Origin of the sequence: Gemmatimonas phototrophica (genome assembly GCF_000695095.2) — a bacterium.
GTDB lineage: Bacteria > Gemmatimonadota > Gemmatimonadetes > Gemmatimonadales > Gemmatimonadaceae > Gemmatimonas > Gemmatimonas phototrophica.
Genome location: NZ_CP011454.1, coordinates 2,704,235 through 2,729,106, shown reverse-complemented (window position 1 = coordinate 2,729,106; position 24,872 = coordinate 2,704,235). Strand labels below are relative to the sequence as shown.

22 protein-coding genes, 1 tRNA gene and 1 riboswitch are annotated in these 24,872 nt (G+C 64.8%); of the genes, 11 read left to right on the top strand and 12 right to left on the bottom strand.

Annotated features, from left to right (window positions below; translation table 11 throughout):
- The first annotated feature begins 246 nt into the window (after window positions 1-246).
- The 5 genes from rplS (at window position 247) to GEMMAAP_RS11610 (ending at window position 3,131) form a co-directional block, all read left to right on the top strand.
- Window positions 247-603, top strand: a complete 357-nt coding sequence (gene rplS, locus GEMMAAP_RS11630) for a 50S ribosomal protein L19 (RefSeq protein WP_026849642.1) — start codon at window positions 247-249, stop codon at window positions 601-603.
- A 30-nt stretch (window positions 604-633) separates the two neighbouring features.
- Entirely contained in the window at window positions 634-1,293 is a 660-nt protein-coding gene (locus GEMMAAP_RS11625; protein ID WP_043580689.1) for a ribonuclease HII, read from the top strand.
- Window positions 1,286-2,137 carry an SDR family oxidoreductase gene (locus tag GEMMAAP_RS11620; protein ID WP_043580691.1) on the top strand — a complete coding sequence of 284 codons (852 nt, stop codon included), beginning with the start codon at window positions 1,286-1,288 and terminating at the stop codon, window positions 2,135-2,137. Before GEMMAAP_RS11625 ends, GEMMAAP_RS11620 begins: the two co-directional genes overlap by 8 nt.
- A gap of 38 nt (window positions 2,138-2,175) precedes the next feature.
- Entirely contained in the window at window positions 2,176-2,964 is a 789-nt protein-coding gene (locus GEMMAAP_RS11615; RefSeq protein WP_053334113.1) for an OmpA family protein, read from the top strand.
- Window positions 2,965-3,058: 94 nt separating this feature from the next.
- Window positions 3,059-3,131 (top strand) — tRNA-Lys (locus GEMMAAP_RS11610).
- An 89-nt stretch (window positions 3,132-3,220) separates the two neighbouring features.
- Here GEMMAAP_RS11610 and GEMMAAP_RS11605 read toward each other — a convergent pair.
- A complete protein-coding gene (locus tag GEMMAAP_RS11605) occupies window positions 3,221-4,912 on the bottom strand; it encodes a M28 family metallopeptidase (RefSeq protein ID WP_043580694.1) in 1,692 nt (563 codons plus the stop codon).
- A 78-nt stretch (window positions 4,913-4,990) separates the two neighbouring features.
- Between GEMMAAP_RS11605 and GEMMAAP_RS11600 the strand changes: the two genes are divergently transcribed.
- From GEMMAAP_RS11600 to GEMMAAP_RS11580, 5 genes are all read left to right on the top strand, one after another.
- The gene (locus GEMMAAP_RS11600) at window positions 4,991-6,607 is read left to right on the top strand and encodes a mechanosensitive ion channel family protein (protein WP_053334114.1); all 1,617 of its coding nucleotides are present in this window, start codon (window positions 4,991-4,993) and stop codon (window positions 6,605-6,607) included.
- A complete protein-coding gene (locus GEMMAAP_RS11595) occupies window positions 6,604-8,544 on the top strand; it encodes a GAF domain-containing sensor histidine kinase (protein WP_026849644.1) in 1,941 nt (646 codons plus the stop codon). The genes GEMMAAP_RS11600 and GEMMAAP_RS11595 overlap by 4 nt, the downstream gene beginning before the upstream one ends.
- Window positions 8,541-9,206, top strand: a complete 666-nt coding sequence (locus GEMMAAP_RS11590; protein ID WP_026849645.1) for a response regulator — start codon at window positions 8,541-8,543, stop codon at window positions 9,204-9,206. The genes GEMMAAP_RS11595 and GEMMAAP_RS11590 overlap by 4 nt, the downstream gene beginning before the upstream one ends.
- A gap of 105 nt (window positions 9,207-9,311) precedes the next feature.
- Window positions 9,312-9,788, top strand: coding sequence for a hypothetical protein (locus tag GEMMAAP_RS11585; RefSeq protein ID WP_026849646.1), 477 nt, complete (start codon window positions 9,312-9,314; stop codon window positions 9,786-9,788).
- A 253-nt stretch (window positions 9,789-10,041) separates the two neighbouring features.
- Complete coding sequence (locus GEMMAAP_RS11580; RefSeq protein WP_026849647.1) at window positions 10,042-11,550, top strand: lytic transglycosylase domain-containing protein; 1,509 nt, start codon at window positions 10,042-10,044, stop codon at window positions 11,548-11,550.
- Window positions 11,551-11,554: 4 nt separating this feature from the next.
- Here GEMMAAP_RS11580 and GEMMAAP_RS11575 read toward each other — a convergent pair whose 3' ends face one another.
- The 3 genes from GEMMAAP_RS11575 to GEMMAAP_RS11565 all read right to left on the bottom strand — a co-directional run bounded on the left by GEMMAAP_RS11575 (window position 11,555) and on the right by GEMMAAP_RS11565 (window position 14,023).
- The gene (locus tag GEMMAAP_RS11575) at window positions 11,555-12,310 is read right to left on the bottom strand and encodes a transglycosylase SLT domain-containing protein (protein ID WP_053334115.1); all 756 of its coding nucleotides are present in this window, start codon (window positions 12,308-12,310) and stop codon (window positions 11,555-11,557) included.
- Between the two features lie 81 nt (window positions 12,311-12,391).
- Window positions 12,392-12,883: a cyclic pyranopterin monophosphate synthase MoaC gene (moaC, locus tag GEMMAAP_RS11570; RefSeq protein ID WP_026849648.1), complete on the bottom strand. Its 492-nt coding sequence runs from the start codon at window positions 12,881-12,883 to the stop codon at window positions 12,392-12,394.
- A gap of 48 nt (window positions 12,884-12,931) precedes the next feature.
- On the bottom strand, window positions 12,932-14,023 hold the full coding sequence (locus GEMMAAP_RS11565) for a hypothetical protein (RefSeq protein ID WP_026849649.1): 1,092 nt from the start codon (window positions 14,021-14,023) through the stop codon (window positions 12,932-12,934).
- A gap of 63 nt (window positions 14,024-14,086) precedes the next feature.
- On the opposite strand from GEMMAAP_RS11565, the gene GEMMAAP_RS11560 reads away from it, so the two are divergent.
- The gene (locus GEMMAAP_RS11560; RefSeq protein ID WP_026849650.1) at window positions 14,087-15,259 is read left to right on the top strand and encodes a P1 family peptidase; all 1,173 of its coding nucleotides are present in this window, start codon (window positions 14,087-14,089) and stop codon (window positions 15,257-15,259) included.
- Window positions 15,260-15,395: 136 nt separating this feature from the next.
- Here the strand turns inward: GEMMAAP_RS11560 and GEMMAAP_RS11555 are convergent, their stop codons facing one another.
- The 8 genes from GEMMAAP_RS11555 to GEMMAAP_RS11520 form a co-directional block, all read right to left on the bottom strand.
- Complete coding sequence (locus GEMMAAP_RS11555; protein WP_053334116.1) at window positions 15,396-17,555, bottom strand: homoserine dehydrogenase; 2,160 nt, start codon at window positions 17,553-17,555, stop codon at window positions 15,396-15,398.
- Complete coding sequence (locus tag GEMMAAP_RS11550) at window positions 17,552-18,925, bottom strand: O-acetylhomoserine aminocarboxypropyltransferase/cysteine synthase family protein (protein WP_043580698.1); 1,374 nt, start codon at window positions 18,923-18,925, stop codon at window positions 17,552-17,554. The genes GEMMAAP_RS11555 and GEMMAAP_RS11550 overlap by 4 nt, the downstream gene beginning before the upstream one ends.
- A 59-nt stretch (window positions 18,926-18,984) precedes the next feature.
- Window positions 18,985-19,060, bottom strand: a riboswitch (SAM riboswitch).
- A gap of 251 nt (window positions 19,061-19,311) precedes the next feature.
- On the bottom strand, window positions 19,312-20,556 hold the full coding sequence (locus GEMMAAP_RS11545; protein ID WP_026849652.1) for an acetate/propionate family kinase: 1,245 nt from the start codon (window positions 20,554-20,556) through the stop codon (window positions 19,312-19,314).
- A gap of 15 nt (window positions 20,557-20,571) precedes the next feature.
- The gene (locus GEMMAAP_RS11540) at window positions 20,572-20,949 is read right to left on the bottom strand and encodes a hypothetical protein (RefSeq protein ID WP_026849653.1); all 378 of its coding nucleotides are present in this window, start codon (window positions 20,947-20,949) and stop codon (window positions 20,572-20,574) included.
- Window positions 20,950-20,985: 36 nt separating this feature from the next.
- Complete coding sequence (purK, locus tag GEMMAAP_RS11535) at window positions 20,986-22,191, bottom strand: 5-(carboxyamino)imidazole ribonucleotide synthase (RefSeq protein WP_026849654.1); 1,206 nt, start codon at window positions 22,189-22,191, stop codon at window positions 20,986-20,988.
- Window positions 22,188-22,676 carry a 5-(carboxyamino)imidazole ribonucleotide mutase gene (gene purE, locus GEMMAAP_RS11530; protein WP_053334196.1) on the bottom strand — a complete coding sequence of 163 codons (489 nt, stop codon included), beginning with the start codon at window positions 22,674-22,676 and terminating at the stop codon, window positions 22,188-22,190. Before purE ends, purK begins: the two co-directional genes overlap by 4 nt.
- Before the next feature lie 106 nt (window positions 22,677-22,782).
- Complete coding sequence (locus GEMMAAP_RS11525) at window positions 22,783-23,856, bottom strand: serine hydrolase domain-containing protein (RefSeq protein WP_026849656.1); 1,074 nt, start codon at window positions 23,854-23,856, stop codon at window positions 22,783-22,785.
- Between the two features lie 61 nt (window positions 23,857-23,917).
- The gene (locus tag GEMMAAP_RS11520; protein ID WP_158514832.1) at window positions 23,918-24,859 is read right to left on the bottom strand and encodes a sulfurtransferase; all 942 of its coding nucleotides are present in this window, start codon (window positions 24,857-24,859) and stop codon (window positions 23,918-23,920) included.
- Window positions 24,860-24,872: the final 13 nt, after the last annotated feature.

Below are 24,872 nucleotides of genomic sequence, written 5' to 3'. Positions count from 1 at the left end.
AGCTGATACACCCTGTTCCACCCAGCAACAGTCCCAGCACCTCCGCGCGGGCCGGCAACGGTCTCGCGGCGTCGGTCTGGCGGCGATGCCACGTCGATTCCGGCCGAAAGACTTCGCTTTCGTGTCCGCGTCATGGCCTCTCGCACCGGCAATTTCCCGGTTCGCGCCCGCAGTACTGGCGCGGTGGGGCGCCGGATCCGCAGCACCTTGAACCGGGCCAGTTTTGCGGCCCCGGAGTTCCGAACGATGCATCCGTTTATCGAAACCCAGAAAGAGTGGATGAAGGAAGTCGCTCCGTTCCGCGCCGGTGACACCGTGCGTGTGAATGTGCGCGTGAAGGAAGGCGACAAGGAGCGCGTGCAGGCGTTCGAAGGCATTTGCATCGCCCGTCGTGGCGCTGGTGTGAGCGAAACGTTCACGGTGCGCAAGATTTCCAACGGCGTTGGTGTGGAGCGCATCTTCCCGGTGCACAGCCCGATGCTGGCCGAAATCGTTGTGGTCCGTCGTGGCGTGGTACGCCGTGCCAAGCTGTACTACCTGCGCAACGTGACGGGCAAGGCCGCCCGCATCAAGGAACGCAAGGTCATCCGCCCCGCGAAGTAAGCGCGGGCGCGCTGGTCAGAGTCGCCTGCTGTGGCTCGCTGGAGCCCCATCGAGCGCACGCTGCGAGAGCAGCATGGTCCTCTGCTGGCCGGTGTTGATGAAGTGGGACGGGGCCCCTTAGCGGGCCCCGTTGTCGCATGTGCGGTGATCATGCCGCACGATCGTCGGGCCATTGCCGGCGTCAATGATTCCAAGCAGCTCGACCACGCCACGCGCGTGGTGCTCGCCGCCCGCATTCGGGAACAGGCGCTCGTCATTGCCCTCGGCGCGGCCAGCGCCCGCGAGGTGGATCGCATCAACATCTACCACGCCACCGTGCTGGCGATGCGACGGGCGCTGCAGCGTATTCCGACACGCCTCGGCGCTGCACCAGACCACGTGCTCGTGGACGGCAAGCCGTTGCGCACCCTCGGGGTGGACCACACGGCCGTGGTGAAGGGCGACGCCAAGTGCTACGCCATCGCCTGCGCCAGCATCATTGCCAAAGTCACGCGCGACCGCCTGATGACATCGCTGGCCCTGCGCTATCCGCATTTCGCGTGGGAGCGGAACAGCGGCTACGGCACAGCCTTTCATCGGCAGGCGCTCGCGGAATACGGCCTCACGCCGCATCATCGTCAGAGCTTTTGTCTCGATACGCAGGTTTCATTGGCACTCGACGCCATTTCACCGGACTCCTCTCATGACTGACAGCACCACCACGCCGGCGCACGCGCAGGTCTTTCGCCCCGGGTTGCTTGATGGACAGGTCGCCCTGGTGACTGGTGGCGGGACAGGCATTGGGCTTGGAATCTCGGAGTTGCTGGCCGAGCTTGGCGCGCATGTGGTGATTGCCAGTCGAAAGCCCGAGCATCTCGAGGCGGCGCTGGCGAGCATCACGGCGCGCGGATACAAGGCCAGTGTCGTGCAACTCGATGTGCGCGATCCCGAGCGGGTGAAGCAGGTGATCACCGACGTCGCGGAGACACACGGCCGCATTGATCTGCTGGTGAACAACGCCGCCGGAAACTTCTACGCCCCGAGTGCGACGCTCTCGCCCAATGCCTGGAAGGCCGTCGTGGAGATCGATCTCTACGGCACGTTCTATTGCTCGCAGGCGGTGTATCCCATCATGGCCAAACAGGGCGGTGGACGAATCGTTAGCACGAGCATGACGCTGCACTACCGCGGATGGCCACTCATGGCGCATGCCACCGCCGCCAAGGCGGGGGTGGATGCCCTCACCAAAACGCTCGCCGTGGAGTGGGCCCCGCAGCGTATTCGTGTGAATGCCATTGCGCCGGGCCCCATTCCTACCGAGGGGGTGCGCAAGGCCTTCACGCCTCCTGCAGACAGCGGTGTGCCCGATCTGTTTGCAGCGGCCGAAGAAAGAATGGCCGAGTACGCCCGCAAAGGTATTCCGTTGGGACGGTGGGGATCGCCACGCGATGTGGCGAACATGGTGGCGTTTCTCGCGTCACCGGCGGGTGACTGGATTACCGGTGGCATCTTCGTGGTGGACGGCGGTGAATGGCTGGCCAAGGCTCAGCCGTGAAGAACGGGTAACCTCGATCGTGTGTTGCCGGTCACGAGGTGATTCTCACTCGTGATATCAGTCACGGCGCGGCGGGGGTGGTTCTGGTGATGTTTCTTGTGTGGTTCGCACCTCTCGGTGTGCCGAACCCGTCACAGGATGATTTCGACATCACCATGAACGTGAGGAAGACACCCATGCGAAAGTTTCAGTATGTCGCGCTTGCGGCGCTGACAGCCACCACGCTGAGCGCGTGTGCCACCAAAGGATTCGTTCGGAAGGGATTGGACGAGCAGCGGGTGGCGCTCGAGTCGGAGCGGACGGCGCGTGAAGGCGGCGATGCCGCGCTGCGCACGGACGTGAATGGCCTGCGCACCGACTTGAACGCGCTCCGCAACGACCTTGGCACACTCCGCAACGAATTCGGTGCCCGGATCACGGCCATGGAAGATCAGGTGAAGTTCGCGATGCCGGTCCATTTCGGCTTCGATGATGCCGCTGTTCGTCAGCAGGATCAGGCGGCGCTCGAGAAGTTTGCCCAGGTGGCCAACGCTCATTACAAGGGCGCGACGATCACTATCGAAGGCTTCGCCGACCCGGCCGGCAGCCAGGCGTACAACCTGCGGCTGTCCCGCGAACGGGCAAATGCGGTGCGGGATTATCTGGTGTCCAAGGGAATCGATGGTGCGCAGCTGCGCACGGTGGGCTACGGCAAGACGCGGCTGGTCCGACCCAACGCCCAGGCTGGCGCGGAAGGGGCAGAGCTCAATCGTCGCGTGACGTTCGTGGTGGAAACACCGGCTGGTGCCGGTTCGGCCACGGTCGCCGCCATGACGGCCAGCCACTAAGCCACATGCTGCAATAAATGGCCGATCTGCAGTTGACCGTGCCCTGCAAACCGATGATTCTTCCTGTGTTGTTCTGGCGGCACCGCCGCTGGATGACCGGGTAGCTCAGTCGGTAGAGCAGCGGACTTTTAATCCGTAGGTCGTGGGTTCGATCCCCACCCCGGTCACTGCATCGGTATACACAACGCGGGCCTCCTCAATATCGAGGAGGCCCGCGTTTGTTTCTTGCGAGCTGACCAACACGCTCGGGGGCGCGTCAGGGCTTCAGCATGGCGTCCCGCGCCGCCCGGAATTCATTCCCCACCCGCCACTCGGGAAAGCGTGACGCGTTCCCCACGCGATAGCCCAACGACAGGAAGAGCTGCAGATCCTGCACGGCGCCGGTGAGATCCCAGTCCGGCTTGATCTCATCCTGCGGGGCGTGATAGTCGTTGGCGGTGTATTCATCCCGCTTGCTGCGCCCATAGCCGGCCGGTTTGCCAATCACGTCAATACCCGGTTCCGCATAGAACGCCGGGACTCCCTGCTTGGCGAAGTTGAAATGATCGGACCGATAATAGAACCCCTTTTCCGGCTCGGCATCGGGGCGCAGTGTGCGCTTCTGCTGCGCGGCAATCGCCTGCGCGTAATCATCAAGTTCAGAATTGCCGAGTCCGATGACCGTGAGGTCGCTCGTTGGGCCCCAGAGGCTCAGCATATCCATGTTGATGTTCGCGACGGTCTTCTTGAGTGGGTACAGTGGTACCATGGCGTAGTAGGCCGCGCCCAACAGCCCCTGTTCTTCGGCCGTCACGGCCAGAAAGAGCACCGAGCGTTTGGGGCGCGTCGGCATGGCCATGTAGGCCTTGGCCAGCGTCAGCAGCCCGGCCGTGCCGGTGGCATTGTCGGCAGCGCCGTTGTAGATGGAGTCGCCTTTGACCTTCTCCCCAATGCCAAAGTGATCCCAATGCGCGGTGTACACGACGTACTCATCGCGCAGCGCGGGATCACTCCCGTCGATCTTCGCGACCAAGTTGCGCGAGTCCACTTCACGCAACGCGTTTTTGAGGGTGACACTGGCGGTGACACCGAGTTGTACCGGTTCGAACTCCGGCGTCATGGCCTTGGCCTTGAGGGCGTCGAAATTCTGTCCCGCCATGGTGAACAGCGCCTTGGCCTGCTCCGTGGTAATCCACCCTTCCACGGCGGCGCGCGACAAGTTCTTGTCCGGTGCCACCAGATCGAACTGCTCCGCGGTCTTGCCCTGCACCACAGTAAACGGATAGCCCGCCGGACCGGTCTCGTGGATCAGCAGCACACCGGCCGCCTTGTGCTTCATGCCCTGTTCGTACTTGTATGTCCAGCGGCCATAATAGGTCATGCGCGCGCCGCCGAAGCGCGAGGTATCGGCCAACGGCGGATCGTTGACCAGCATGACCAGCGTTTTGCCGCTCAGGTCCATGCCTTTGAAGTCATCCCACTGGAATTCGGGCGCTTCGGTGCCGTAGCCCACGAACACCAGTTCTGATGTATCCAGTGACGCGGAGGGGGCGACATGCTTGGTCCAGGCCACATAGTCGTTGCGCCAGGCGAGCGAACGGGTGACGCCGTCCTTGGCAAAGGTAAGTGTGGGGGCGTTGGTCACAGTGATCCCCACGAGCGGCACTTTCTGTACATAGCTGCCGTCGGGGTTGCCCGGCGCCAGCCCCAACGCCTTGAATTGCCCTTCGAGATACGCCGCGGTCCGTTCCTCGCCCACGGTGCCAGGCTGCCGTCCGAGGAGGCTGTCGGCGGCCAGCACGCGCACGTGCTGCATGAGCGTGGCGGTATCGATGGCCGCCAGCGCTTCGGCCGGGACCGGGTCGGTATTCAGGCCGGTGGTATCGCCATCTGCCGTACGGTCGGCGGATTGGCACGCCGCCGCAAACAACACGAGCGGGACGGCGAGAGCAGTGCGGAAACGAGGCATGGACGCCCGGGAGAAAGGGTGAGAGCCGGAATATGCATGAGAATCCATCGCGTGGCCGGTTGCCGATTATCTTCCAACATGTTTCGCCTGCGTACTTTGTGCCTGAGGCAGGGGGCGGCGGCGCTGGCCGTGCTCCTCCTGTATGCCCCCCGTGTTCATGCCCAGTTTGGCCTGGGCGGAAAGTCGGCGCCGGATACCGCGCCCACCGCGGTCTCGTCGGCATCGCCGCGGGCGGCCGTGCAGGACTTTCTCAAGTTGGCCGACGCCGGTGATTGGGCTGGCGCCGCCGACTACCTCAACGTGCCCGCCGCTGAACGGGAGCGTGCGCCCGTATTGGCGCGTCGGCTCAAGTCGGTCATCGATCAGCGGCTCGCCCTCGATGTGCGCGACCTGTCCCCCCTGACCAGTGGCGATACGCTGGATGGCGATGCCGCCGGCGATCGCATGGCCGTTGTCATGAGTGGCGATGGCCACGAAGAGCCGGTGCGGCTGGTGCGGGTGAACGGTCCGCCCGTGCGCTGGGTCTTTTCGCAGGCCACGGTCGGGCGTGTGGATGCGTGGTTCGAGGCGTTGGGGTCGCCATGGCTTCGTGAACGGCTGCCCAATACGCTGATGCGGGAAGGGCCCTTCAACGTGTACTGGTGGCAATGGATTGGACTGGGCATTGCGGTGCCGGTCTTGGTGTTGCTCGCGTGGTTGCTGGGAGCGTTGTTGCGCTCCCTGTTGGGCCGGATCGCCCGACGCACCGTGAACGAATGGGACGACGTCCTGCTGGAGAATCTGCGGGGACCCTTCCGGCTCTGGTCGGCGGCGCTGGCGGCGACGCCGTTGCTGGCGCTGCTGGAGCTCAACCCCCGGGTTGACGGGTTTCTCAGTTCGGCCACCCGCGGGTTATGGCTGATTGCGCTGTTCTGGGGCATCCTGCGCATCATCCGCATTGTGCAGACGAATCTGCAGAACGCCGCGTGGGAAACCGGGCAGGCGGCACAGGCGCGCACGCTGGTGCCGCTCATGGGCAACTTTCTGCGCGTTACGCTGGCCATCATTGCCATGCTGGTGGCGCTCGCGCAGTTCGGCTATCCCGTTGGCACTCTGCTGGCCGGTCTGGGCATTGGCGGCATTGCGGTGGCGCTCGCCGCGCAGAAAACGGTGGAGCATCTCTTTGGCAGCGTGAGTCTGGCGGCGGACAAAGCGTTTCGGGTGGGCGACTGGGTGCGCGCTGGTACCACGGAAGGGGAGGTGCAGCGCATCGGGCTGCGCAGTACGAGCTTCCGGACCATTGATCGCACCGTGGTGCGTGTCCCCAACGGCCGGCTGGCCGACGAGCGCATCGAAACGTTTGGAGAGCGCGATCGCATTTTGCTGCGCACCGACATCGACATTACCTACGCCACCACCCCTGAACAGCTGGAAGAAATTCGTGATGCCCTGGAGGCGGCGCTGCGTGCGCATCCGCTGGTGTGGCCCGATGCCGTGCGAGTGCACGTCGTGGCCTTTACCGATTCGGCCATTCGCCTGAACGTGGTGAGCTGGTTCAAGACAACGGACTGGAATGAGTTCCTGCGCATCCGTCACGAGATGCTGCTGCAGTTTGTCCGCATTGTCCGCGACAAGGGCTCCAGCTTCGCCTTCCCGTCGCGCACGATCTATCACGTTTCGCAGCCGGGCATGACGGCGCCACCGGTGGACGGGTGAGCTCCGTCGTGTCGGCGTTACTGGCGCTGCTGCAGGTGGACGTGCCGGTACAGGCACCGCCCGTAGTGGCCACGGAACTCGCGGCCACGCTGCTGCAGGGCGCCATTACCACCGGCGTCGCCGTGCTGTGCGCCAACCTGTACGCCCGCTATCGCCGTCCATGGTTTGGCTGGTTTGCCGTGGCGTGGGGCGTGTATGTGGCGCGGCTGTTGTGCATCCTGAGCTTTCTGCTCAGCGGGCAGCGGGTGTGGCTCTACTGGCATCAGGTCACCACCGGCTGGACGGCGCTCGCCCTGCTGTGGGCCGCGCTGGTTTTTTTGCGTCAACCGCGTGCACGACCGGCCTATCTCGGGCTTGCGCTTTTTCCGTTGCTGTGGTCGTACATCGCCATCTACCAGCTCGACCATTTTCTGTGGGCGGCACTGCCGGCGGTGTTATTCCTGAGTGGTGCGACGGCATGGACCGGCTGGGTGTTCTGGCGACACCACCGCATTACCGGATCGCCGGGCGCGCGCCTGCTGGCCATTTCCTTCGCGCTCTGGGGACTGCACCACCTCGATTATCCGTGGCTTCGTGCGCAAGGCGCCTGGAACCCGTGGGGCTACTACCTCGACATCTGCTTTGAGCTCCTGGTGGCAGCCGGGCTGGTCCTGCTCATCCTCGACGATCTGGGGCGTGGCGTGCGTGCGCTGTCGGCGCTGTCTGGTGATCTGCAGCGCCGCACCAGCGAAACGCAGCCGTTCGATGTGCTCCTCTCGCGCCCCCTCGCCTTGCCCGGGGTTCGCGGCACCGCCATGTACCTCTTTGAGCCCGTGCGTGATGGACACGAGTGGCCCGACGATGAGTCGCCGGTGGATGCACTGGACCGTGTGCTGGAAGCGGCGCGGCACAGCGTCAGTGGCGGCGCCGGCGCTGTGCCCACGGAATTGCGCGGGCGTATTCTGCGCGGCGCCGGCGTGTGCGAACCATGGGTCGGCGAACCCTTGCAGCCGGCCGTACGCGACGCGCTCACGCGGATGCGGGTGACCCGGCGTCCTCAGGTCGTATCCGCCTCCGGCGAGCAGCCATTTGTCGCCGCACTCCCGGTGGGCGCCGGCGCCCAGCTCGTGGGCGCGCTCATCATGGCGGGAGACATCCGGAACCCGTTTACCGCCTTGGACGACGACTTTCTGCTGGCCCTCGGGCAACAGGTTGGCGCCGCGCTGGATCAGTGGTCGCTCGATCGGCAGCTGGCCAATCGTACGCGGGCTCTCGAACAGCTCTCGGCCCGAATGCTGCGCCAGCACGAGGAAGAGCGGCGACGGTTATCCCGTGAGTTGCATGACGAAACGGCCCAGGTCTTCTCGGCGGTCAAGATGCAGCTGGAAGCGCTGCGAGGATCGCTGGCCGAGGGGACCGCGCCGCGACTCGATCGCCTGCTTGGGCTGGTGGACACCGGAATTGCCAGCATTCGGCAGGTCACCAGTGACCTGCGCCCCACACTGCTTGATGATCTCGGGCTTCGCCCCGCGCTGCACTCCCTGGTGACCGATTTCACCGAGCGCAGCGGCGTGCGCGCCACGTTTACCGCGCCGCCTTCGCTCCCCGTGCTCTCGGGCGATGCGGATCTCGCCATCTTTCGCGGATTACAGGAAAGCCTGTCCAATGTGGTCCGGCATTCCTCGGCCACGCAGGTGGATGTCACGGTAATCGTGGCCCCCTCGCAGGTGACGCTGACCGTCTCCGACAACGGGCGCGGTTTTCCCACCCAGCGGGGCGGGCGCCTCAAGGATACTGATCATCGAATGGGTATCACAGGCATGCGTGAGCGGTTGCTGGCGGCCGGAGGCAGATTGCAGATCGCCAACCGCGATCCCGGTGCTGAAGTCCAGATTTCCGTTCCGCTCTCCGAAGGCGCGCCGATGGTGGCCGGCCTTACTCCCTCAGGAACCGCATGACCGCTCCCGATTCCAGCCGCATTCGTGTGCTGATTGCCGACGACCACGCCTTGGTGCGCGAGGGGCTGCGCTACGTGCTGGACGCCGACCCGTTGATTGAGGTGGTGGCGGAAGCGTCCAACGGGCGGATTGCCGTGGAGCTGGCACTGCAGCATGTCCCCGACGTTGTCGTGCTCGACATCACCATGCCCGAAGAGACCGGGCTCAAGGCCGCGGCGCGGTTGCGGGAATTGCTCCCGGCAACCCGCGTGTTGCTCCTCAGCATGCACGATCAGGGCGAGTATGTGCGGGAAGGAATGCGCATCGGCACGCACGGGTATTTGCTCAAGGACTCGGCCGGGGAAGAGCTGCGGGCAGCCATCCGCGCTGTCTACGCCGGCGGGACGTTTTTCAGCCCGGCGGTGGTGCGTCGCCTGTCCACCGCCGACGCGGTGGGGGAGAGTACTCCGGTCGCGCAACTCGAACAGCTCACCCCCCGTGAGCGCGATGTGCTGGGCGGCGTGGCGCGCGGGCTCACGAACAAGGCTATCGCGGCGGAACTGGGCATCAGCCGTCGCACGGTGGAGGCGCACCGGGAAAGCCTGATGCGCAAACTGCAGATCCATTCGGTGGCCGGGCTGACGCGCTTTGCATTGGAAACCGGGGTAGTGGCCCCGGGCTAAGCCCGAATGTTGCACTGGTGTGACAAAGGGCACATGCCTGGGTGACAGAATGCCCCCAAATTCGTCGCTCGTTTGAACGCGGTGCGACTTACCTCGGCCCTCCACATGCTGCTTCCGGATTTCTCCGGTTCCTCCACCAATAACGACGCGCCAGAGCCTCTGGCCGAACGCTCGCGGTTGCGCCTTGTGCGTTGCCAGATTGAGCGGCGGTCAGCGGCGCGCTCTCGTGTGTCCGTGGAGTTTGAAGGGCCGTGGTTTACCACGCCGCTGGTGTGTGAGCAGGAGGGCACGACCTGCCCGGGTGGGGATCTGCGGTTGGCCGCTCGCGCCACGCTGGATGCGCTGACCACCGCAACACAGGATGCCTTGCGGTTTGATCTGATCGGTGTGAAACCGTCGCGCGCGTTCGATACCAGCGTGATGCTGGTGGCGGTCATGGTGCACTGCGGCGACGAGTCCTCCAAGGTGCTTGGGGTTGCCGTTGACGAAGAAAACGATGTCCTGGCCACCGTCCGGGCCACCCTGCACGCGGTGAACCGGTTCGTAGCGCCAATCCTTGGCCCGCTGCCGATCTCCGGCTGACGGCCGATCTCCGGCAATTGTGATGGGTCGGGCCGGGAACGTCAGCCGCCGCCCGGTGTCACATCGACTTCCTTCCGCATAGGTTGTTCGCGTGAATCCTGCCGACGCTTTTTTGCGCGCAGGACCGTTGCCGCGACTGGTTCGTCCCCACCGCTGGGCGCACCGTTCCCTCCTGGCAATGCTGGTGTTGCTGCCAGCGTGTCGTGGCCTCCGTCCCGCGCCTTCCCGAGTCTCACCGCCCCAGCCAGCGCCTGTGCACGCGCCGGTGGTGGCACCGGTTATTCCTCCCGTCGCGGACGCGGACCCCGCGACGCGCGAGGAGGTGGTGAGCACCGCCCTGGCCGTCTTTGGGGACTCCACGGCTATCGCCGTCGCGGATTCGCTCAATGAGACGCCTGTGTGGGACATCGACGTGCGCGCCTACGAAACACACGACCGGGTGGAGCATTACGTCGATCTGTTCAGCGCGAAGGCCAAGGAGCGCTTTGCCTCGCGGTTGTCCCGCGGGACGCGCTACGAACCCATGATTCGCGCCAAGCTGCGGGCCAGCGGCATGCCGGAAGATCTGACGTATCTGGCCCTGATCGAAAGCGGCTATGATCCGCACGCCTATTCACGGGCGGCGGCCGTGGGGATGTGGCAGTTCATGAGCAGCACGGCCCGGGATGTGGGCATGCGAGTGGACTGGTGGATGGATGAGCGGCGTGATCCGGCGCGCTCCACCGATGGGGCCATCCGGTTTCTGGGGTTCTTGCAGCGGCAATTTGGTTCGCTGTACCTGGCCGCTGCGGCGTACAACGGCGGCCCGGGGCGGGTCTCGCGAGGGCTCACCCGGTTTGCTGACGAGTTGGAGGGGGCAGAGGGCGAAGACCGGTTCTTTGCGCTCGCGGAGCAGGACTACCTGCGGGCAGAGACCAAGAATTACGTGCCGCAGCTGATTGCCGCCGCGCTCGTGGCCAAGATGCCGGCCCGCTACGGACTGCGGATCGATTCGCTGCCCGCGTACACGTATGACTCGGTGCAGGTGGTACCGGGAACCAGTCTCTTTGCCGTGGCCGCGGCAGGGAGCATTACCAGCACGGAACTGCGCGACCTGAATCCTGCGCTGCTGCGGGGCATGGCGCCGCCGGATGCGTCCATCTGGGTTCGCGTGCCGGTGGGAAGCGGCGAGCGTACCCGTTCGGCACTGGATACCCTGGGAGCGAAGCAGGTGCGGGGATACCGCACGGCCAAGGTGTCGGAAAGTGTCACCCCGACCACGTTTGCCAAAACGCACGGGGTGTCGCTCAAGCAGCTGCGGTGGTTCAACCCGTCGTGGAAGACCACGCGCAAGGGCCGACTGGTGGCGGGGCAGTCACTGCGCATCCCGCAGGAGCTGGCCCTAGCCTACGCCCGGGACATTCCTGACCCGTCGTTGGAGAAGTTTGGTGGGACCGCCGGGAGCAGCAGCCTGAGTGCTCGTGGCGTGCACGTGGTCCGACGGGGCGAAACGCTGGGGGGAATTGCGCGCCGCTATGGCATGACCGAGAAGAGTCTCAAGGCGCTCAACGGCATGCGCGGCAGCCGCATCCTCGCCGGGCAAACGCTGCAGGTAAAGAAATCCACAACGGCGTCTGTAAAGCCTAAAAGCGTGACGAAGGGGAAGGCGACCTCACGAAAATCTTCTGTGAAAAAGTCTGTGAAAAAGCCCCCGGTGACAAAGAAGAAGGCGACCTCGAAATCAAAGCAGGTCGCCTCTCCCAAGTCAAAGCAAAGAAAATAGTTACCTAGTCCAACGTGCCTCGGCCGCGATACCCCTTGGTCACAATGCTTTCGTAGCCATTTGCCGGGCTTTGTCCCATGGCCAGTGCACGGCCAACCGCAGTAGGGCCGCGGTTGTAGACCAGCAGGGCGAGCTTGAGATCGCCCTTGTACTCACGGATCAGGCCTCGCAGGTAGCGGAACCCGATGCGCAGGTTCACGTCTGGCGTGAGCAGCTCTTCGCGGGTCACGTTGGGCTCGAACTGGCGCGCCGTGCCGAGCATGAGCTGCGTGAGGCCGAGGGCGCCAACCGGGCTGACCGCCTGTGGATCGAAGACGCTTTCGACGCGGACCAACCGGAAAGCCAGCTCCGGTTCGAGCCCCGCGACGGTGGCGGCATCGTAGATACGGCGAGACAGCTCCGGTTTGATCCGGTACTTGCTGCTGTATGTATAGATGCGGTGCCAGCGGTTCAGCGACTCGTGTCGCTCCTGGGTGCGCGTGTCAGACGAGAACCCGAGGATGGGCGATGAACTGGTCTTGCCGCGCTTGAGCACCTCGCCCGCAGGACGCCATATCGGCTGCGCCGACAAGGCGGCGGGCTGCTTGAGCGTGAACTTGCCAGCAGACTGGCTGGCCGACACGCCCCCGACGGCCGTGCTGTTGACCGGCGTGGTCACGCGGGATGGGATCCCCGGGCGAAACAGCACGGCCAGCAGGAACACTGACAGCGATACAATGAATGCCTTTGCCAAGCGGCGCTTGGTGTGCCGACGATGCATCCGCCGGCGACGAGCCACTGCGTCGTGCCTGGTACTGCTATGTACAGAGTCGTGCATGACACCTCTCGCTCAGCAGGTCACTTACGGACTACTGATGAAGTCTCCTTTCGTGCCGCCGCGCTTTTCGCGCAGCACGATCTGAGAGATCACCATGGTCCGGTCAACCGCCTTGGCCATGTCGTAAATCGTGAGCAGAGCCACGGACACGGCGGTCAACGCTTCCATTTCCACCCCAGTCTGGGCAGTGGTCCTGACGAATCCCTCAACCCGGCAACCCGGAAGGGACTCCTCAAGGCTAACCCGGACTTCTACCCCGGACAACTGAAGGGAGTGGCACAGCGGAACGAGCTCAGCGGTGCGCTTGGCTGCCTGAATTCCGGCCAGTCGTGCCACCGGAATAACATCGCCTTTTTTTAAACCGTTGTCACGTATGAGGTTAAACGTATCCAGCTGCATGGAAATCTCACCGGAGGCAACCGCCGTTCGAACCGAAATCGGCTTGTCACCCACATCCACCATCTGAAAATTCCCCGCCCGGTCGAGGTGCGAGAACTCGCGTCCCACCGGGGACACCGTTCCATCGGCCTCGGGAGATGCGGACGACTGAGGTGTGGTCATGGCTTACGGATGCAGCGTGTGATGCATGGACTGCAGCAACGCTGCAGTGAGGAGATTGGGACTCACATTGTTCTGCGCTTTGCTTTTGGCCACCTCAACCTGCGGAAGCACACTCGCCATGCGTCGTGCGTCGCTTTCACGACCGGCTTGCACCAGTTGCACGGTGCGCGCGTGCAAGAGATGCGTCAGCGCATCAAGCGTATCACTAAATGCGCCTCGTGCACCGGACACGCCTTGCTTGGCCGCCGCCTTCACGCGCGTGGTGGTGCCATCGGGGGTGCCAGGCGCCAGTGCCGCTTCGAGCAAGACGCGTGCGTTGGCGAAGGCTGCACTCAGGCTGTCGCCGGCAAACAGATCACCCGGGGCACCATTGGCCCGGGCGAGCACCTCCTCGCGCGGCAGGCGCGAAAGTTTGCGCTCCACTACCGGATCCGCGAGAAACGCCTCCATGTCGGCCCGGGTCAGCGCCGGCACACGAACCGAGACCACCCGGGACTTGATAGTGGGCAACAGCGCGCCGGGTTCGCTGGACGTGAGAATGAGCGTCGTCCCCGGTGGCGGTTCCTCGAGCAACTTGAGAAAGGCGTTCGCGGCCTGATCCGAGCCTTCCTGCGACACCATGCGCTCGGCGTCCCCGACCACAAAGACGGCCCGCGTGGCCATGGCCGGACGAATGGCTGCCATGTTCACGAGCGCGCGCACGACACTGGTGTACAGACCGTCCGTTCCCACTGACGGGCCCCAAAGACCTTCGGCCTCCATGCGCTCGGCAATTGCTTCGCCCAGGTCGGCCTTTACGTCGTCGGTGGATGGGTCGCTGTCCTTGAGGCGTGGGCGCGGGAAGAACCAATGCAGGTCGGGGTGCATGCCTCGTTCGGCATAGCGGCACTGCTGGCATTCTCCACAGGGCGCCGGTAACCGGTCACGGGTGGCGCGCTCGCACATGAGATATTGCCCCAGCCACAGGCCAAGCCGCTGCTTGCCTACGCCGCGTCGTCCTTGCAGCAGGAGACTGGCCGGCAGGCGACCGTCGCTCGCCGCCGCAGCCAGTCGCTGGCGGATGGGGAGATGTCCGAAGAGGGGGCGCAGAGCCATGACGTAATATAAGATGAGGAGTCTGCGCGTTCGCTGCCGTTCACCTCACCACTCCGCCCAATCATGCGTACACCCGCCGTGCTCGCGGTTGCGTTGATGCTGCCCTCACTGCTGGGGGCACAGGTTCGGGCCCGGGCCCTTGGATTGGCGCCGGGGGTGTTTACCCCGGGAACGCACAACGCCATTACCGATGTGGCCGGTGTTCGGGTGGGACACGCGACCGTGAGCGAAGGGGATTCGCTGCGGACCGGGGTGACCGCCATCCTGCCGCACGGGGGGGATCTGTACCGCGATCGAGTTCCCGCGGCCCTGCACGTGGGGAACGGCTTCGGCAAACTGCTCGGGGTCACGCAACTGCGAGAGTTGGGGGAGCTCGAAACGCCTATTCTGCTCACCTGCACGTTGTGCATTTGGCCGGCCGGCGATGCGCTGGCGCAGTGGATGCTGGCCAAGCCGGAGAACGGCAATGTGCGCTCCATCAACCCGGTCGTGGGAGAAACCAACGACGGAGGGCTGAACACCACGCGGTCGCGCGTGGGAATTGGGAGCGCCGTACGGGATGCACTCGCCCGTGCGGACAGCGGCGCCGTGGCCGAAGGGAGCGTGGGGGCAGGGCACGGCACCATCATGTTTGGTTGGAAGGGCGGCATGGGGACGTCGTCCCGAGTCCTTCCGGCGTCACTAGGTGGCTACACCGTGGGCGTTCTGGTGCAAGGCAATTACGGCGGGGTGCTGCAAATGGCCGGGGTGCCCATCGGGCAGCTGCTGGGGCGCTACGCCTTTCAGCGCGACGTGGCGCCGGTCACCAGCCCGCGTCGTGCGCCGGGTGATGCCGGTGCCGAACGTGGCGACGGCTCCTGCATGATTGTGATTGCTACCGACGCGCCGCTGCTGGCCCGCAACCTTGAGCGCCTTGGCGCCCGCGCCATTATGGGACTGGCGCGCACTGGGTCCAGCGCATCCAACGGGTCGGGCGACTACGTGCTGGCGTTCTCCACCAACCCGCGGGTGCGCCGCAATCCCGACGCTACCGTGTCCACCAACGACGAACTGGGCAACGAGGCCATGTCGGCGCTTTTTCAGGCCGTCACGGAGGCCACCGAAGAAGCGCTGTACAACGCCCTGCTCATGGCCACCCCGGTATCGAACCGCACAGCGACCGTAAAGCCGTTACCGGTCGACTCCGTTCGGTTGTTTCTGAGAGCAAGAGGCATCCAACCGCAGAAACTGCGGTAACGGCGTCATGATGACCGCGTTATGAGTTACCGGGTTACCGAATAACCGCGGGTTACTGCGGGTACCCGCGGTTACGGGATAACCCGGTAACCCATAACGCGGTCATCATAACGCGGTTACTGCAGTTCACTGTAGTTCACTGCAGTATGTCCGCGAGCACTGCTCCCGCCGTAGCCAGTCCTCCAGCTCCTGGTCCCTGAAACACCAATGAGCCGGCCGACTCGCTGTCAATCACCACGCGGTTGAAGGGGCCCGAAACATGCGCCCAGGCGTCGTCACCGGTGACCCGTGTGGGAAGAATGCGCGCGACGAGTTCGTCGCCTTCGCGCCCGACGCTCGCAATGAGCTTCACCCGATCGCCCTCGGCGGCCACTTGGGCTGCCCAGGCCGCCGTTTGTGCATCAATGCCTCGTCGAATCACCTTGAGTGAGGCCGGTTCCACCCCAAAGGCCAGCCAGGCCAGAATGCGAAGTTTGTCTTCGGCATCTTGCCCGTTGAGATCGCGCGTGGGATCGGCTTCGGCGTAGCCGAGTCGCTGTGCCGAGGCGATGGCGTCGGCCAGGGAGTGTCCCTCCGCTACTTTCTCCAGCACGAAATTGCTTGTGCCGTTGAGGATGCCGCTCACTTTGGAGATACCAACGCCGGCCGCCCCGGTGCGTACGCAGCGCACAATGGGAATGGCACCGCACACGGCGCCCTCGAAATCGAGACGCACACCGGTGGTGCGCGCCAGCGCTTGCAGCGCGGCCCCGCGCTCGCCCAGCAGCGCCTTGTTGGCGGTCACCACCCGAATGCCACGGCGCAATGCGGTTTCCACGAGTGTGCGAGCCGTGGTGGTACCGCCAATCGCTTCCACCAGCACGTCGATGTCATCATCGAGCAATTCGGTGGGGTCGGTGATCACCGCGTCGTTCCGGGCAATACCGCGGGCAATGGCCTGCGCCAGTGCAGGGCGAGGGCGCGACGCATCACGCACGAGCACGCGTTCCACGCGAATGGGAGGAGCATTGGGGGAATTGGCGGCGCGCTCACCAAACAGATCGAGCAGACTCCCGCCTACGTGACCACAGCCGGCCAGCGCGATCCGGAGCGGCTTCACCGCAGAGCGTACCGCGGCCACGCGGGCGCGATGCACCTGCGGGAGGGCTTCACGCACAGGAATTGTTGCCGGTGCGGTGCCCGCGCGCGCCTTCCGTACCGCCGGTGCCTCACGTTGTGATGCTTCAGTAATGGCGCCGGCGATGATGCGCGCTACGCGATCCACCTCCAGCAGGAAGCCATCGTGACCATGGATGGACGGCAACTCCACAAACGTGGCGTTGGCCGCCTGGGTCCACTCGCGCACGGCGCTGTCGGGGTACAGGAGATCACCCGGAATGCCCACGCCTATGAGTCGGTCGGCCACAGAGGCAAGGGCCGCCGATACGCCGCCACGCCCGCGTCCCACATCGTGAACATCCATGGCGTCGATGAGCGCGCCGTAGCTCGTCGCATCAAAGCGCTGCACCAGCTTTTCGCCGTGCGCATCGAGCCACTCATTTACCTGGAAGCCACCGGTACTGCTCTGCGATCGGCCGAAGCGTCGTTCCAGTCCATCGGGCGTGCGATAGCTCAACATGCCCACCATGCGGGCGAGCGCCAGCCCGTCGCGCTCGCCGCCCAGGGCGATGGCGCGACGCATGATGACGTTCCAGGCCAAACCTTGCGCCGTCTGAACGGCGGGAGCGGCCAGACAGACCGCACCCCGAAGACGCTCGGGAAAACTGGCCGCGAACTCCAGCGTGACCATGCCCCCCAGCGATCCGCCACACACGAGCAGCGGCGATACAACCCCCAACCCATCAAGCAACCGCGCCAGGATCGCGGCCTGATCACGCGTGCTTATGGGGGGTAAGGCGTCCGGGTCGCTGTGGCTGGGGCCTGTCGTCCCGTCGCAGCCGCCGAGAAGATTGGCACAGAGGATGGCGTGCCGTGACGGATCGAGGGGGGCCCCTTCGCCAATCACTCCCTTCCACCACGCACTGGCGTGCACCGTACCGGTGAGGGCGTGCACCACCAGCACCACATTGTCGCGCGCCGCGTTGATCGCGCCTTCCAGGCGATAGTGTACGTCCACCTTCTCAACCTGCTCGCCTGATTCCAGAACCACGTCACGAAACGTGATCGTTTCGTCGCGAACGGGCCACGATGGGGTGGAGGGCTGTGGTGCGCGGGACTGGGCCGCCACCGGCGTCCGTTGCACGACCCGCGACGCGGCCCCTCGCGGGGTCAGCAACGTGGGAGGAAGCGTGCTCATGCGGCCGACTCGTTGCGCTGTGGGCCGGCGCCCGTCGTGCGCGTCACGTCGGCCGCCACAGCGGCAGCGAGCGCACGATCGAGATCGGCAATGAGGTCGTCTGCCGCTTCGAGCCCAATGGACAGGCGGATCAGGTCCGGCGTAACGCCCGCCGCCTCCCGCTCGGATTCACTGAGCTGTTCATGCGTGGTGGTCCACGGATGAATGACGAGACTCTTCGCATCGCCCACGTTGGCGAGCAGCGAGAACAGCTTGGTTTCCTTAATGAAACGCCGCGCCGCCGCCTCGCCGCCGCGCACGCCGAAGGTAAGCACTCCGCCAAATCCACCTGACAGAAGTTTGGCCGCGTTGGCGTGCGTGACATGCGACGCCAGCCCCGGATACTTCACCCACGCCACCGACGGATGGGCCTCAAGATACTGCGCGACCTGCAGCGCGTTGGCGCTATGCTGGCGAATGCGCAGCGGCAGCGTTTCCAATCCTTGCAGGAACAGGAAGGAGTTGAAGGGCGAGAGCGCGGCCCCGATGTCGCGCAGCAACAGCACGCGCAGGCGTATGGCATACGCAATGTTGGCACCACCGATGTTGCCAAACGCTTCGGCGAAGCGCAGGCCGTGATAGGCCGGCTCCGGGTCACTATAGAACTTGCGGAAACGTGCAGTGCCGCCCCAGTCGAAACGTCCACTGTCGACAATGACGCCGCCAATGCTCGTACCATGACCACCAATCCACTTCGTGGCACTGTGCAGAACGATATCTGCCCCGTGCTCGATGGGCTTCACCAGCACCGGCGCAAACGTATTGTCCACAACGAGCGGCAGATTGAACTGGTGTGCCAGCGTGGAAAGTGCCTTGAGATCGGGCACATCAAGTGCCGGGTTGCCTACCGTCTCCACATAGAGCGCCCGCGTGTTCTCATCAATGGCGGCTGCGACAGCCTTGTGGTCGTGAATGTTCACGAACCGCGTCCGAATGCCGAGACGGGGCAGGGTGTGGGAGAACAGAGACACCGTGCCACCGTACAGTGATTGTGAGGCCACGATGTTGTCGCCGGCCTCGGCGAGATTGAGAATCGCCAGCGTCTGCGCCGCCTGGCCACTGGCCACACCCACCGCCGCCACTCCGCCTTCGAGCGCGGCAATGCGCTTCTCGAAGACGTCGGTGGTGGGGTTCATGATGCGGGTATAGATGTTGCCAAATGCCTTGAGGCCGAAGAGATCGGCGGCGTGTTCGGGACTCTCGAACACGAACGAACTGGTGGCGTATATCGGCACCGCGCGGGCGCCCGTCGCGCTGTCCGGGCTCTCTTGCCCGGCGTGCAGGGCAATGGTGTCGGCAGACAGCGGACGGACGACAGAATCACGGGACATCGAGGCACTCTCCAGACTGGGTGAGTGCCGCCAGACAACACGAAGCGCCCGGACGGAGGGCCGCCGGGCGCACTCGCTGTTTAGCTCCTTGTTTTGCGTGGCGGCAATCGGCGGCAAATCACCACGGCACCGGGATGGTGCGGATCTTCAGTTGTCTGCGCGCGGCGGTTTCACACACCAAGGGCCGCAAAAAGCTGACGGCCCTCGCCGATTATATCGTCGAGGGCCGTCAGGACCGCGACTTAGACGGATAGTCAGCGCCACTGGCGCTGAGTACGCGGCCCGTCAAATCGGGGAAACCGCCGCGCACACTCCAGTATCGGCAGGGCGGAAGCGGAAATCAAGGCCCGCGTCGTCCCCACTTCATGCTACACGTCTGAAACGGCTCAGCTGGGCAGCGGTGCGCCGCTCACCACCCGAAACGTGTCGCGGGCAATCAGCAGCTCCTCATCGGTCGGTACGACCCAGGCTTCCATGCTTGAGCCCTCCGCGGAGAACCGCCCTTCACGTCCACCAACGAGCGACTCGTTGGCCGCCGCGTCAACGCGCAGTCCGGCCCACTCAAGTCCATCGCAAATGCGGGCGCGAATCTGTGCGCTGTTCTCTCCCACGCCACCGGCAAACACCACGGCATCAGCGCCTCCCAACGCGGCGAGGTATGCCCCCACGTACTTCCGCGCCCGATAGCAGAAGATCTCAATGGCCAACCGCGCGCGCCGATCCTGCAGTTCGTTCGCTTCAGCCAGCAGATCGCGCATGTCGTTCGTCAGTCCCGAGATCCCGAGCAATCCCGACTGACTGTTGAGCATGGCCTCCACCTGCGAGAGCGAGAGCCCTTCCTTGGCGGCGATGTAGTCGAGCAGTGCCGCATCGATGTCACCGGAGCGTGTACCCATGACCAGCCCTTCCAGCGGCGTGAAGCCCATGCTGGTGTCAATCGACACGCCGCCACGAATGGCGCAAGCGGAGCAGCCGTTGCCAAGGTGCAACGTGACAATGCGCACGTCGCTCCGCTCGCGATCGGTAATCTTGCGAAAGCGGTACGCAATGGACCGGTGTGACGTGCCGTGAAATCCGTAGCGGCGGATCTTGTGGCGACGATACAGCGGATACGGAATGGCGTAGAGATACGCGTGTTCCGGCAGCGTGTGGTGAAAGGCCGTATCGAACACCGCCACCTGCGGCACGCCACTCCCCAACGCTTTCCGGGTGGCCTCGATGCCGCGCAAGTTGTGCGGGTTGTGCAGCGGCGCGAGTTCCACGTTGTCTTCAATGCCCTGCAGGACGGACTCGTCCACCAGCACGCTGGCGCGAAACTGCTCACCGCCGTGCACCACCCGATGTCCTACCGCGTGAATGTCGCCGCGGGCCGTCAAGCCGGTGCCACTCTCCGGATCGGTGATGTATCCCACCAGCCAATCCACCGCGCTGCGCATGTCTCGCAGGGGCGCCGTACGCTTACGGGTGCTCCCATCGTTGCCGCGCAGGGTGATCACTGACTCGCCGCCAATGCGCTCAATCTGGCCGCGCAACAGCTTCACGTCCTGATCGTGCATGATGCGATCATTGTCCGTGACCACCACCTGAAATTTGAGCGTCGCCGAACCGACGTTGAGCACCAGAACGTTCACGACGGAGTCACCGGGTCAGAAGGGCTTGTACAGCGCCATGTACACGGCCACACCGGCCAGCAGTGGCAACAGAAAGATGAATGGCTTGGCCAGCGCCGGCTTGCGGTAGGGGAGCAGGACGATGGCACTCAACACCAGCCACACCACAATCTTCACCCACAGCCACCCCGGGAAGTTGGTACCGTGCGCAAAGCCGATGCGCGCCAGCATGCCGAAACCTCCAACCAGAATGAGCAGTGCGCCGAGGCCATGCACCGTACCCATCAGTCCACGGGTTTGACTCGTGGCCTTGTTGCCCCCGTTGGCAGCATGAGTGGCGACGCCGCCAATCGCGAGGAAGAGCATCGCGATGCCAATGATGTGCAGAATTTCGTAGAAGTCGCGCGGAAACATGGAAAGCGTGTAAGGGACAGTGGAGACCGCTGGCGGTCAGGAGGTGATGTGGGCCAGCACAGGTTCGTGCACGTCGAAGCTGGAGATCGTTCCCGGGGATAAGCGCCGGTAGCTTTCGAGCACCCGCCCAAGGGCATCCTGGGCACTGTCGCCAACGGCCGAGAGATGCCCCATCTTGCGACCGGCCCGGGCGCCGGCCTTGCCGTACAAGTGCAACCGGGAGCCGGTCACGTTGAGCGCGTGCGTGACATCAGGCGCGCTGTCCTGCAGCCACACGTCGCCGAGCAGATTGGCGATCGCCGACGGCGCAAAGACGTCGGTGGCACCCAACGGCAAATCGCAGATGGCCCGCACGAGCTGTTCAAACTGGCTCGTGGCCACTCCGCGTTCACTGTGGTGATAGGTGTTGTGCGGCCGGGGCGCGAGTTCGTTCACCAGTAACTCGCCATCGGTGGTCACGAAACACTCCACCGCCAGCAGTCCCACAATGCCAATACGCTCCGCCACGGTACGGGCGAGCGTTTGCGCGCGCTGCGCCATCTCGTCGCTGATCACGGCCGGCACCACCGCCCACGTCAGCACGCCGCTGGTATGATGGTTGCGCGATGGCGGATACACGGCCGTGGCCCCGCTGGGAGAGCGGGCCACCAGCACGGACAGCTCGTAATGAATGCTGACCTTCTGCTCCACGAGACATTCCCGCGATCCGAGTGCCGTCCACGCATCCATGGCCTGCTCGGGGTCGGAGAGACGCACCTGTCCGCGCCCGTCGTAGCCACCGTGTGTGCTCTTGGCGATACTGGCGCCACACTCGCGCACCATGTCGGCAATGTCGCTGGCTTGCTGGGCGGCCACAAACCGCCCGAGGGGGAAGCCGTGCGACTTGAGCCACTGTTTCTGGCGAATGCGATCCTGGATGATGTACACCGGATCGCGCCCCGGACGCAGCGCGGTGCGGGCCGCCACGGCATCGAGCACACTCGGATGGATCTGCTCAATTTCCAGCGTCACCACATCGCACTGTGACGCCAGTTCGATGGCCGCGTTGACATCGTTGAATGGCGCCGTGATGGTGCGCGAGGCGATGGGGCGCGTGGCGCAGGCCGCCTCGGGATCGAGCACATGGATGTCATAGCCCATGGAACGCGCCGCGAACGCGGTCATGCGGCCCAGCTGGCCCCCTCCCAAAAATCCAATCGTCGCGCCGGGAAGAATGGGCGACGGTGTTGTTGTCGTCGTCACGTCGAGACCGGGGGAATGGCGTTGGGGGCGTTGAGCGGCCTGGCCAGTGCTTCTGCCGCCTTGGCCGTGCGCCGGGCGAGCAGTGCCTGATGGAGGGCCGGATCGTGGGCCGCCAGCAACTGGGCGGCGTACAGCGCCGCGTTGGCTGCACCGGGTTTGCCCACGGCAAAGGTGGCCACCGGCACTCCGGCCGGCATCTGCACAATGCTCAGCAGGGCATCCATGCCATTGAGCGGGGTGGCAACCACGGGCACGCCGAGCACGGGCACCAGGGTCTTGGCGGCGAGCATGCCCGGCAAGTGCGCGGCGCCTCCGGCTCCGGCGATAATGGCCCGCAGTCCGCGCGGGTGGGCCTGCTCGGCATACTCAAAGAGCCAATCCGGCGTACGGTGCGCGGAAACGACGCGCGCTTCGTACGGAATACCAAGTTCGGCGAGAATGTCGCAGGCCGGTGCAAGCGTCTCAAAGTCGCTCGCACTGCCCATGACCACGCCAACCAAAGGCGTGGGAGCAGCAGGGGTCACAGGGACTCCGGGATGAGGGGACGCGGGAAAGGTACCCTCACCCGGAAGGGCTTTTACACTGGCGGCGTCAGGAGCCGAGCAAGGCCTGCAGAAAGGCCACATCCTCGAAACGGCGCCCACCAATCAGGGGGCCCATCCGGACCACCACCAATTCCAGCGACGGGATGACATAGAGCCGCTGCTTGCCGGCCCCGGCAGCCATCACGAGATCGGCGGGCATCCAACTGGGGAGAGCGGCCGTCCCGCCGCGGGCGGTGGCATCCGGGCGGCCGCCCGAGCGGGCCCGGCCCCCTCTGGAGCGACGGCCGCCCAGAATACCGCCACGCTGACGACCGGCCCCGGTGCCCGCTTCCAGCCCGGCGGCCGGTTGGGCCAACAGGGTCGCACCCACCAGCCACCACGACAGGCCGTACGCAGCGTTGCTCCCCGAGGGACGGAACAGCTCCCGCACCAGCGATTCCTGGAGAATGCGCCGTCCCTTGTGCACGCCACCCAACCGGATCATGTCCCCAAAGGTGGCCCAGTCGCGAGCTGTCATGGCGGCACCGCCTGCCAATTGGGGGTTGCCGTCGCCACACTTGGCGCGCCACTGCACCGTTACGCCAAGGGGAGCGAGCACCCGCTGGGTGAGGTATTGCTCGAAGGAGTTCCTTTGCACTCGCTCCAGCACCGCGCCCATGGTAATGAACGGGAAGGGGCCGTAGCGAAACGTGGTACCTGGATCGGCAAACGTTCCGGCGTTCACGGCGTCATTCCAGGTGGCTCCGCGCCCCCCGCAGCCCGTGCCGGGGTTGCCAGTCTCCACGCCGCTTTCCAGCGACAGCAGCTGACGCACCGTCACCCGGGATTTCCGCGCATCGCTGCTCCACGCGGGGAGGTAGTGCGCCACCGGGGCGTCCAGACGGACGAGACCGTCCTCGACCGCTGCGATGGTGGCTACACCCACAAAACTCTTGCTGCCGCTGGCCAGCATCTGACGGCGATCCACGCCACCTCCCGCGCGGTACTGCTCGTGAATCACGCGGCCTTGATGCATCACCAGCATGGCCTGACCATCGGTTTGCGCCACATAGGCATCGGCGCGTTGCAGGGCGGTCTGGCTTGGCTGCACCAGCGTCAGGGAAAGCAAAAGGGTCAGCATATCCGTTGGACGCGATAGGCTGACCCTCTGTTAATGCCGCACGGCGGCCCGTGCGTTGGTCCTACTTGCCCGGCGGTCCCACGATGGGACGCGTACTGCCACTCCATTCCTGAAACGAGCCGTCGTACATGCGCGCGTCGCGACCAATCAACGTGGCCACAAACCACAGCAGCGTGGCCTGCTGACCAATGTGACAGTACGTGATGACCGGCTTGCTCTTGTCCACCCGCTGGGCATCAAACAAGGCCTCCAGCTCGGTGTAGGGGCGCAGGAATCCGTTCACGCTCACGTTGGACAACGGAATGTTCACCGCGCCGGGAATGTGCCCCGGGCGCGGATAGCCACCGCCATCGCCGTTGTAGAAGCGCGTCAGACGCGCATCGACAATGAACCGGGATTGGTCCTGCGTGGCAGTTTCCACCTGACCAACCTGCGCAATGAGCTCCGGGCGGACACGTGGCGTAAATGTGCTGGCGGCCGCAGCCGCCGGCACGGCGGTGCTTACCGCGCGCGATTCATTCTTCCATGCCTGGTAGCCCCCATCCATGAGCGACACGCGATCACCGGCACCGAGATACGACAACGTAAAGAACACCCGCGTGGCGCTCTGCAGATTGAAATCGTGCGGCACCACAATCACGCGCGTCTGATCACCAATGCCGTTACGCACGGCCCACGCGGTGAGTTGCTCGGTGCTGGCCATCTGCAACGACAGGGCGCCGGGCTGCATGGGGATCGCAATGTCTTCCAGCGATACATGACGGCTGCCGGCCACATGGCCACTGTCGTACTGGGCCTTGGTCCCCACGTGCAGGATAACGAGATCACGATCGCTGGCGTGCTCCGTCACCCATTTCGTGGTGACCAGCATGGGTGCGGAGTTGGCACCGCGGGCGTTGGGCGTGGCCGCCGGCGTCGGCGCCACAGCGGCAGTGCGACAGGCACTCACCAGCAAACCGGTGGAGAGTGCAACGGCGAACCACCGGCGCGAAGTTGATGGCATGAGAACGGACATC

Coding starts and splice junctions, on each gene's coding strand:
- rplS (WP_026849642.1), top strand. CDS start 247: ATGCATCCGTTTATCGAAACCCAGAAAGAGTGGATGAAGGAAGTCGCT.
- GEMMAAP_RS11620 (WP_043580691.1), top strand. CDS start 1,286: ATGACTGACAGCACCACCACGCCGGCGCACGCGCAGGTCTTTCGCCCC.
- GEMMAAP_RS11605 (WP_043580694.1), bottom strand. CDS start 4,912: ATGCCTCGTTTCCGCACTGCTCTCGCCGTCCCGCTCGTGTTGTTTGCG.
- GEMMAAP_RS11600 (WP_053334114.1), top strand. CDS start 4,991: ATGTTTCGCCTGCGTACTTTGTGCCTGAGGCAGGGGGCGGCGGCGCTG.
- GEMMAAP_RS11590 (WP_026849645.1), top strand. CDS start 8,541: ATGACCGCTCCCGATTCCAGCCGCATTCGTGTGCTGATTGCCGACGAC.
- GEMMAAP_RS11585 (WP_026849646.1), top strand. CDS start 9,312: ATGCTGCTTCCGGATTTCTCCGGTTCCTCCACCAATAACGACGCGCCA.
- GEMMAAP_RS11575 (WP_053334115.1), bottom strand. CDS start 12,310: ATGCATCGTCGGCACACCAAGCGCCGCTTGGCAAAGGCATTCATTGTA.
- GEMMAAP_RS11565 (WP_026849649.1), bottom strand. CDS start 14,023: ATGGCTCTGCGCCCCCTCTTCGGACATCTCCCCATCCGCCAGCGACTG.
- GEMMAAP_RS11560 (WP_026849650.1), top strand. CDS start 14,087: ATGCGTACACCCGCCGTGCTCGCGGTTGCGTTGATGCTGCCCTCACTG.
- GEMMAAP_RS11555 (WP_053334116.1), bottom strand. CDS start 17,555: ATGAGCACGCTTCCTCCCACGTTGCTGACCCCGCGAGGGGCCGCGTCG.
- GEMMAAP_RS11550 (WP_043580698.1), bottom strand. CDS start 18,925: ATGTCCCGTGATTCTGTCGTCCGTCCGCTGTCTGCCGACACCATTGCC.
- GEMMAAP_RS11540 (WP_026849653.1), bottom strand. CDS start 20,949: ATGTTTCCGCGCGACTTCTACGAAATTCTGCACATCATTGGCATCGCG.
- purE (WP_053334196.1), bottom strand. CDS start 22,676: ATGGGCAGTGCGAGCGACTTTGAGACGCTTGCACCGGCCTGCGACATT.
- GEMMAAP_RS11525 (WP_026849656.1), bottom strand. CDS start 23,856: ATGCTGACCCTTTTGCTTTCCCTGACGCTGGTGCAGCCAAGCCAGACC.
- GEMMAAP_RS11520 (WP_158514832.1), bottom strand. CDS start 24,859: ATGCCATCAACTTCGCGCCGGTGGTTCGCCGTTGCACTCTCCACCGGT.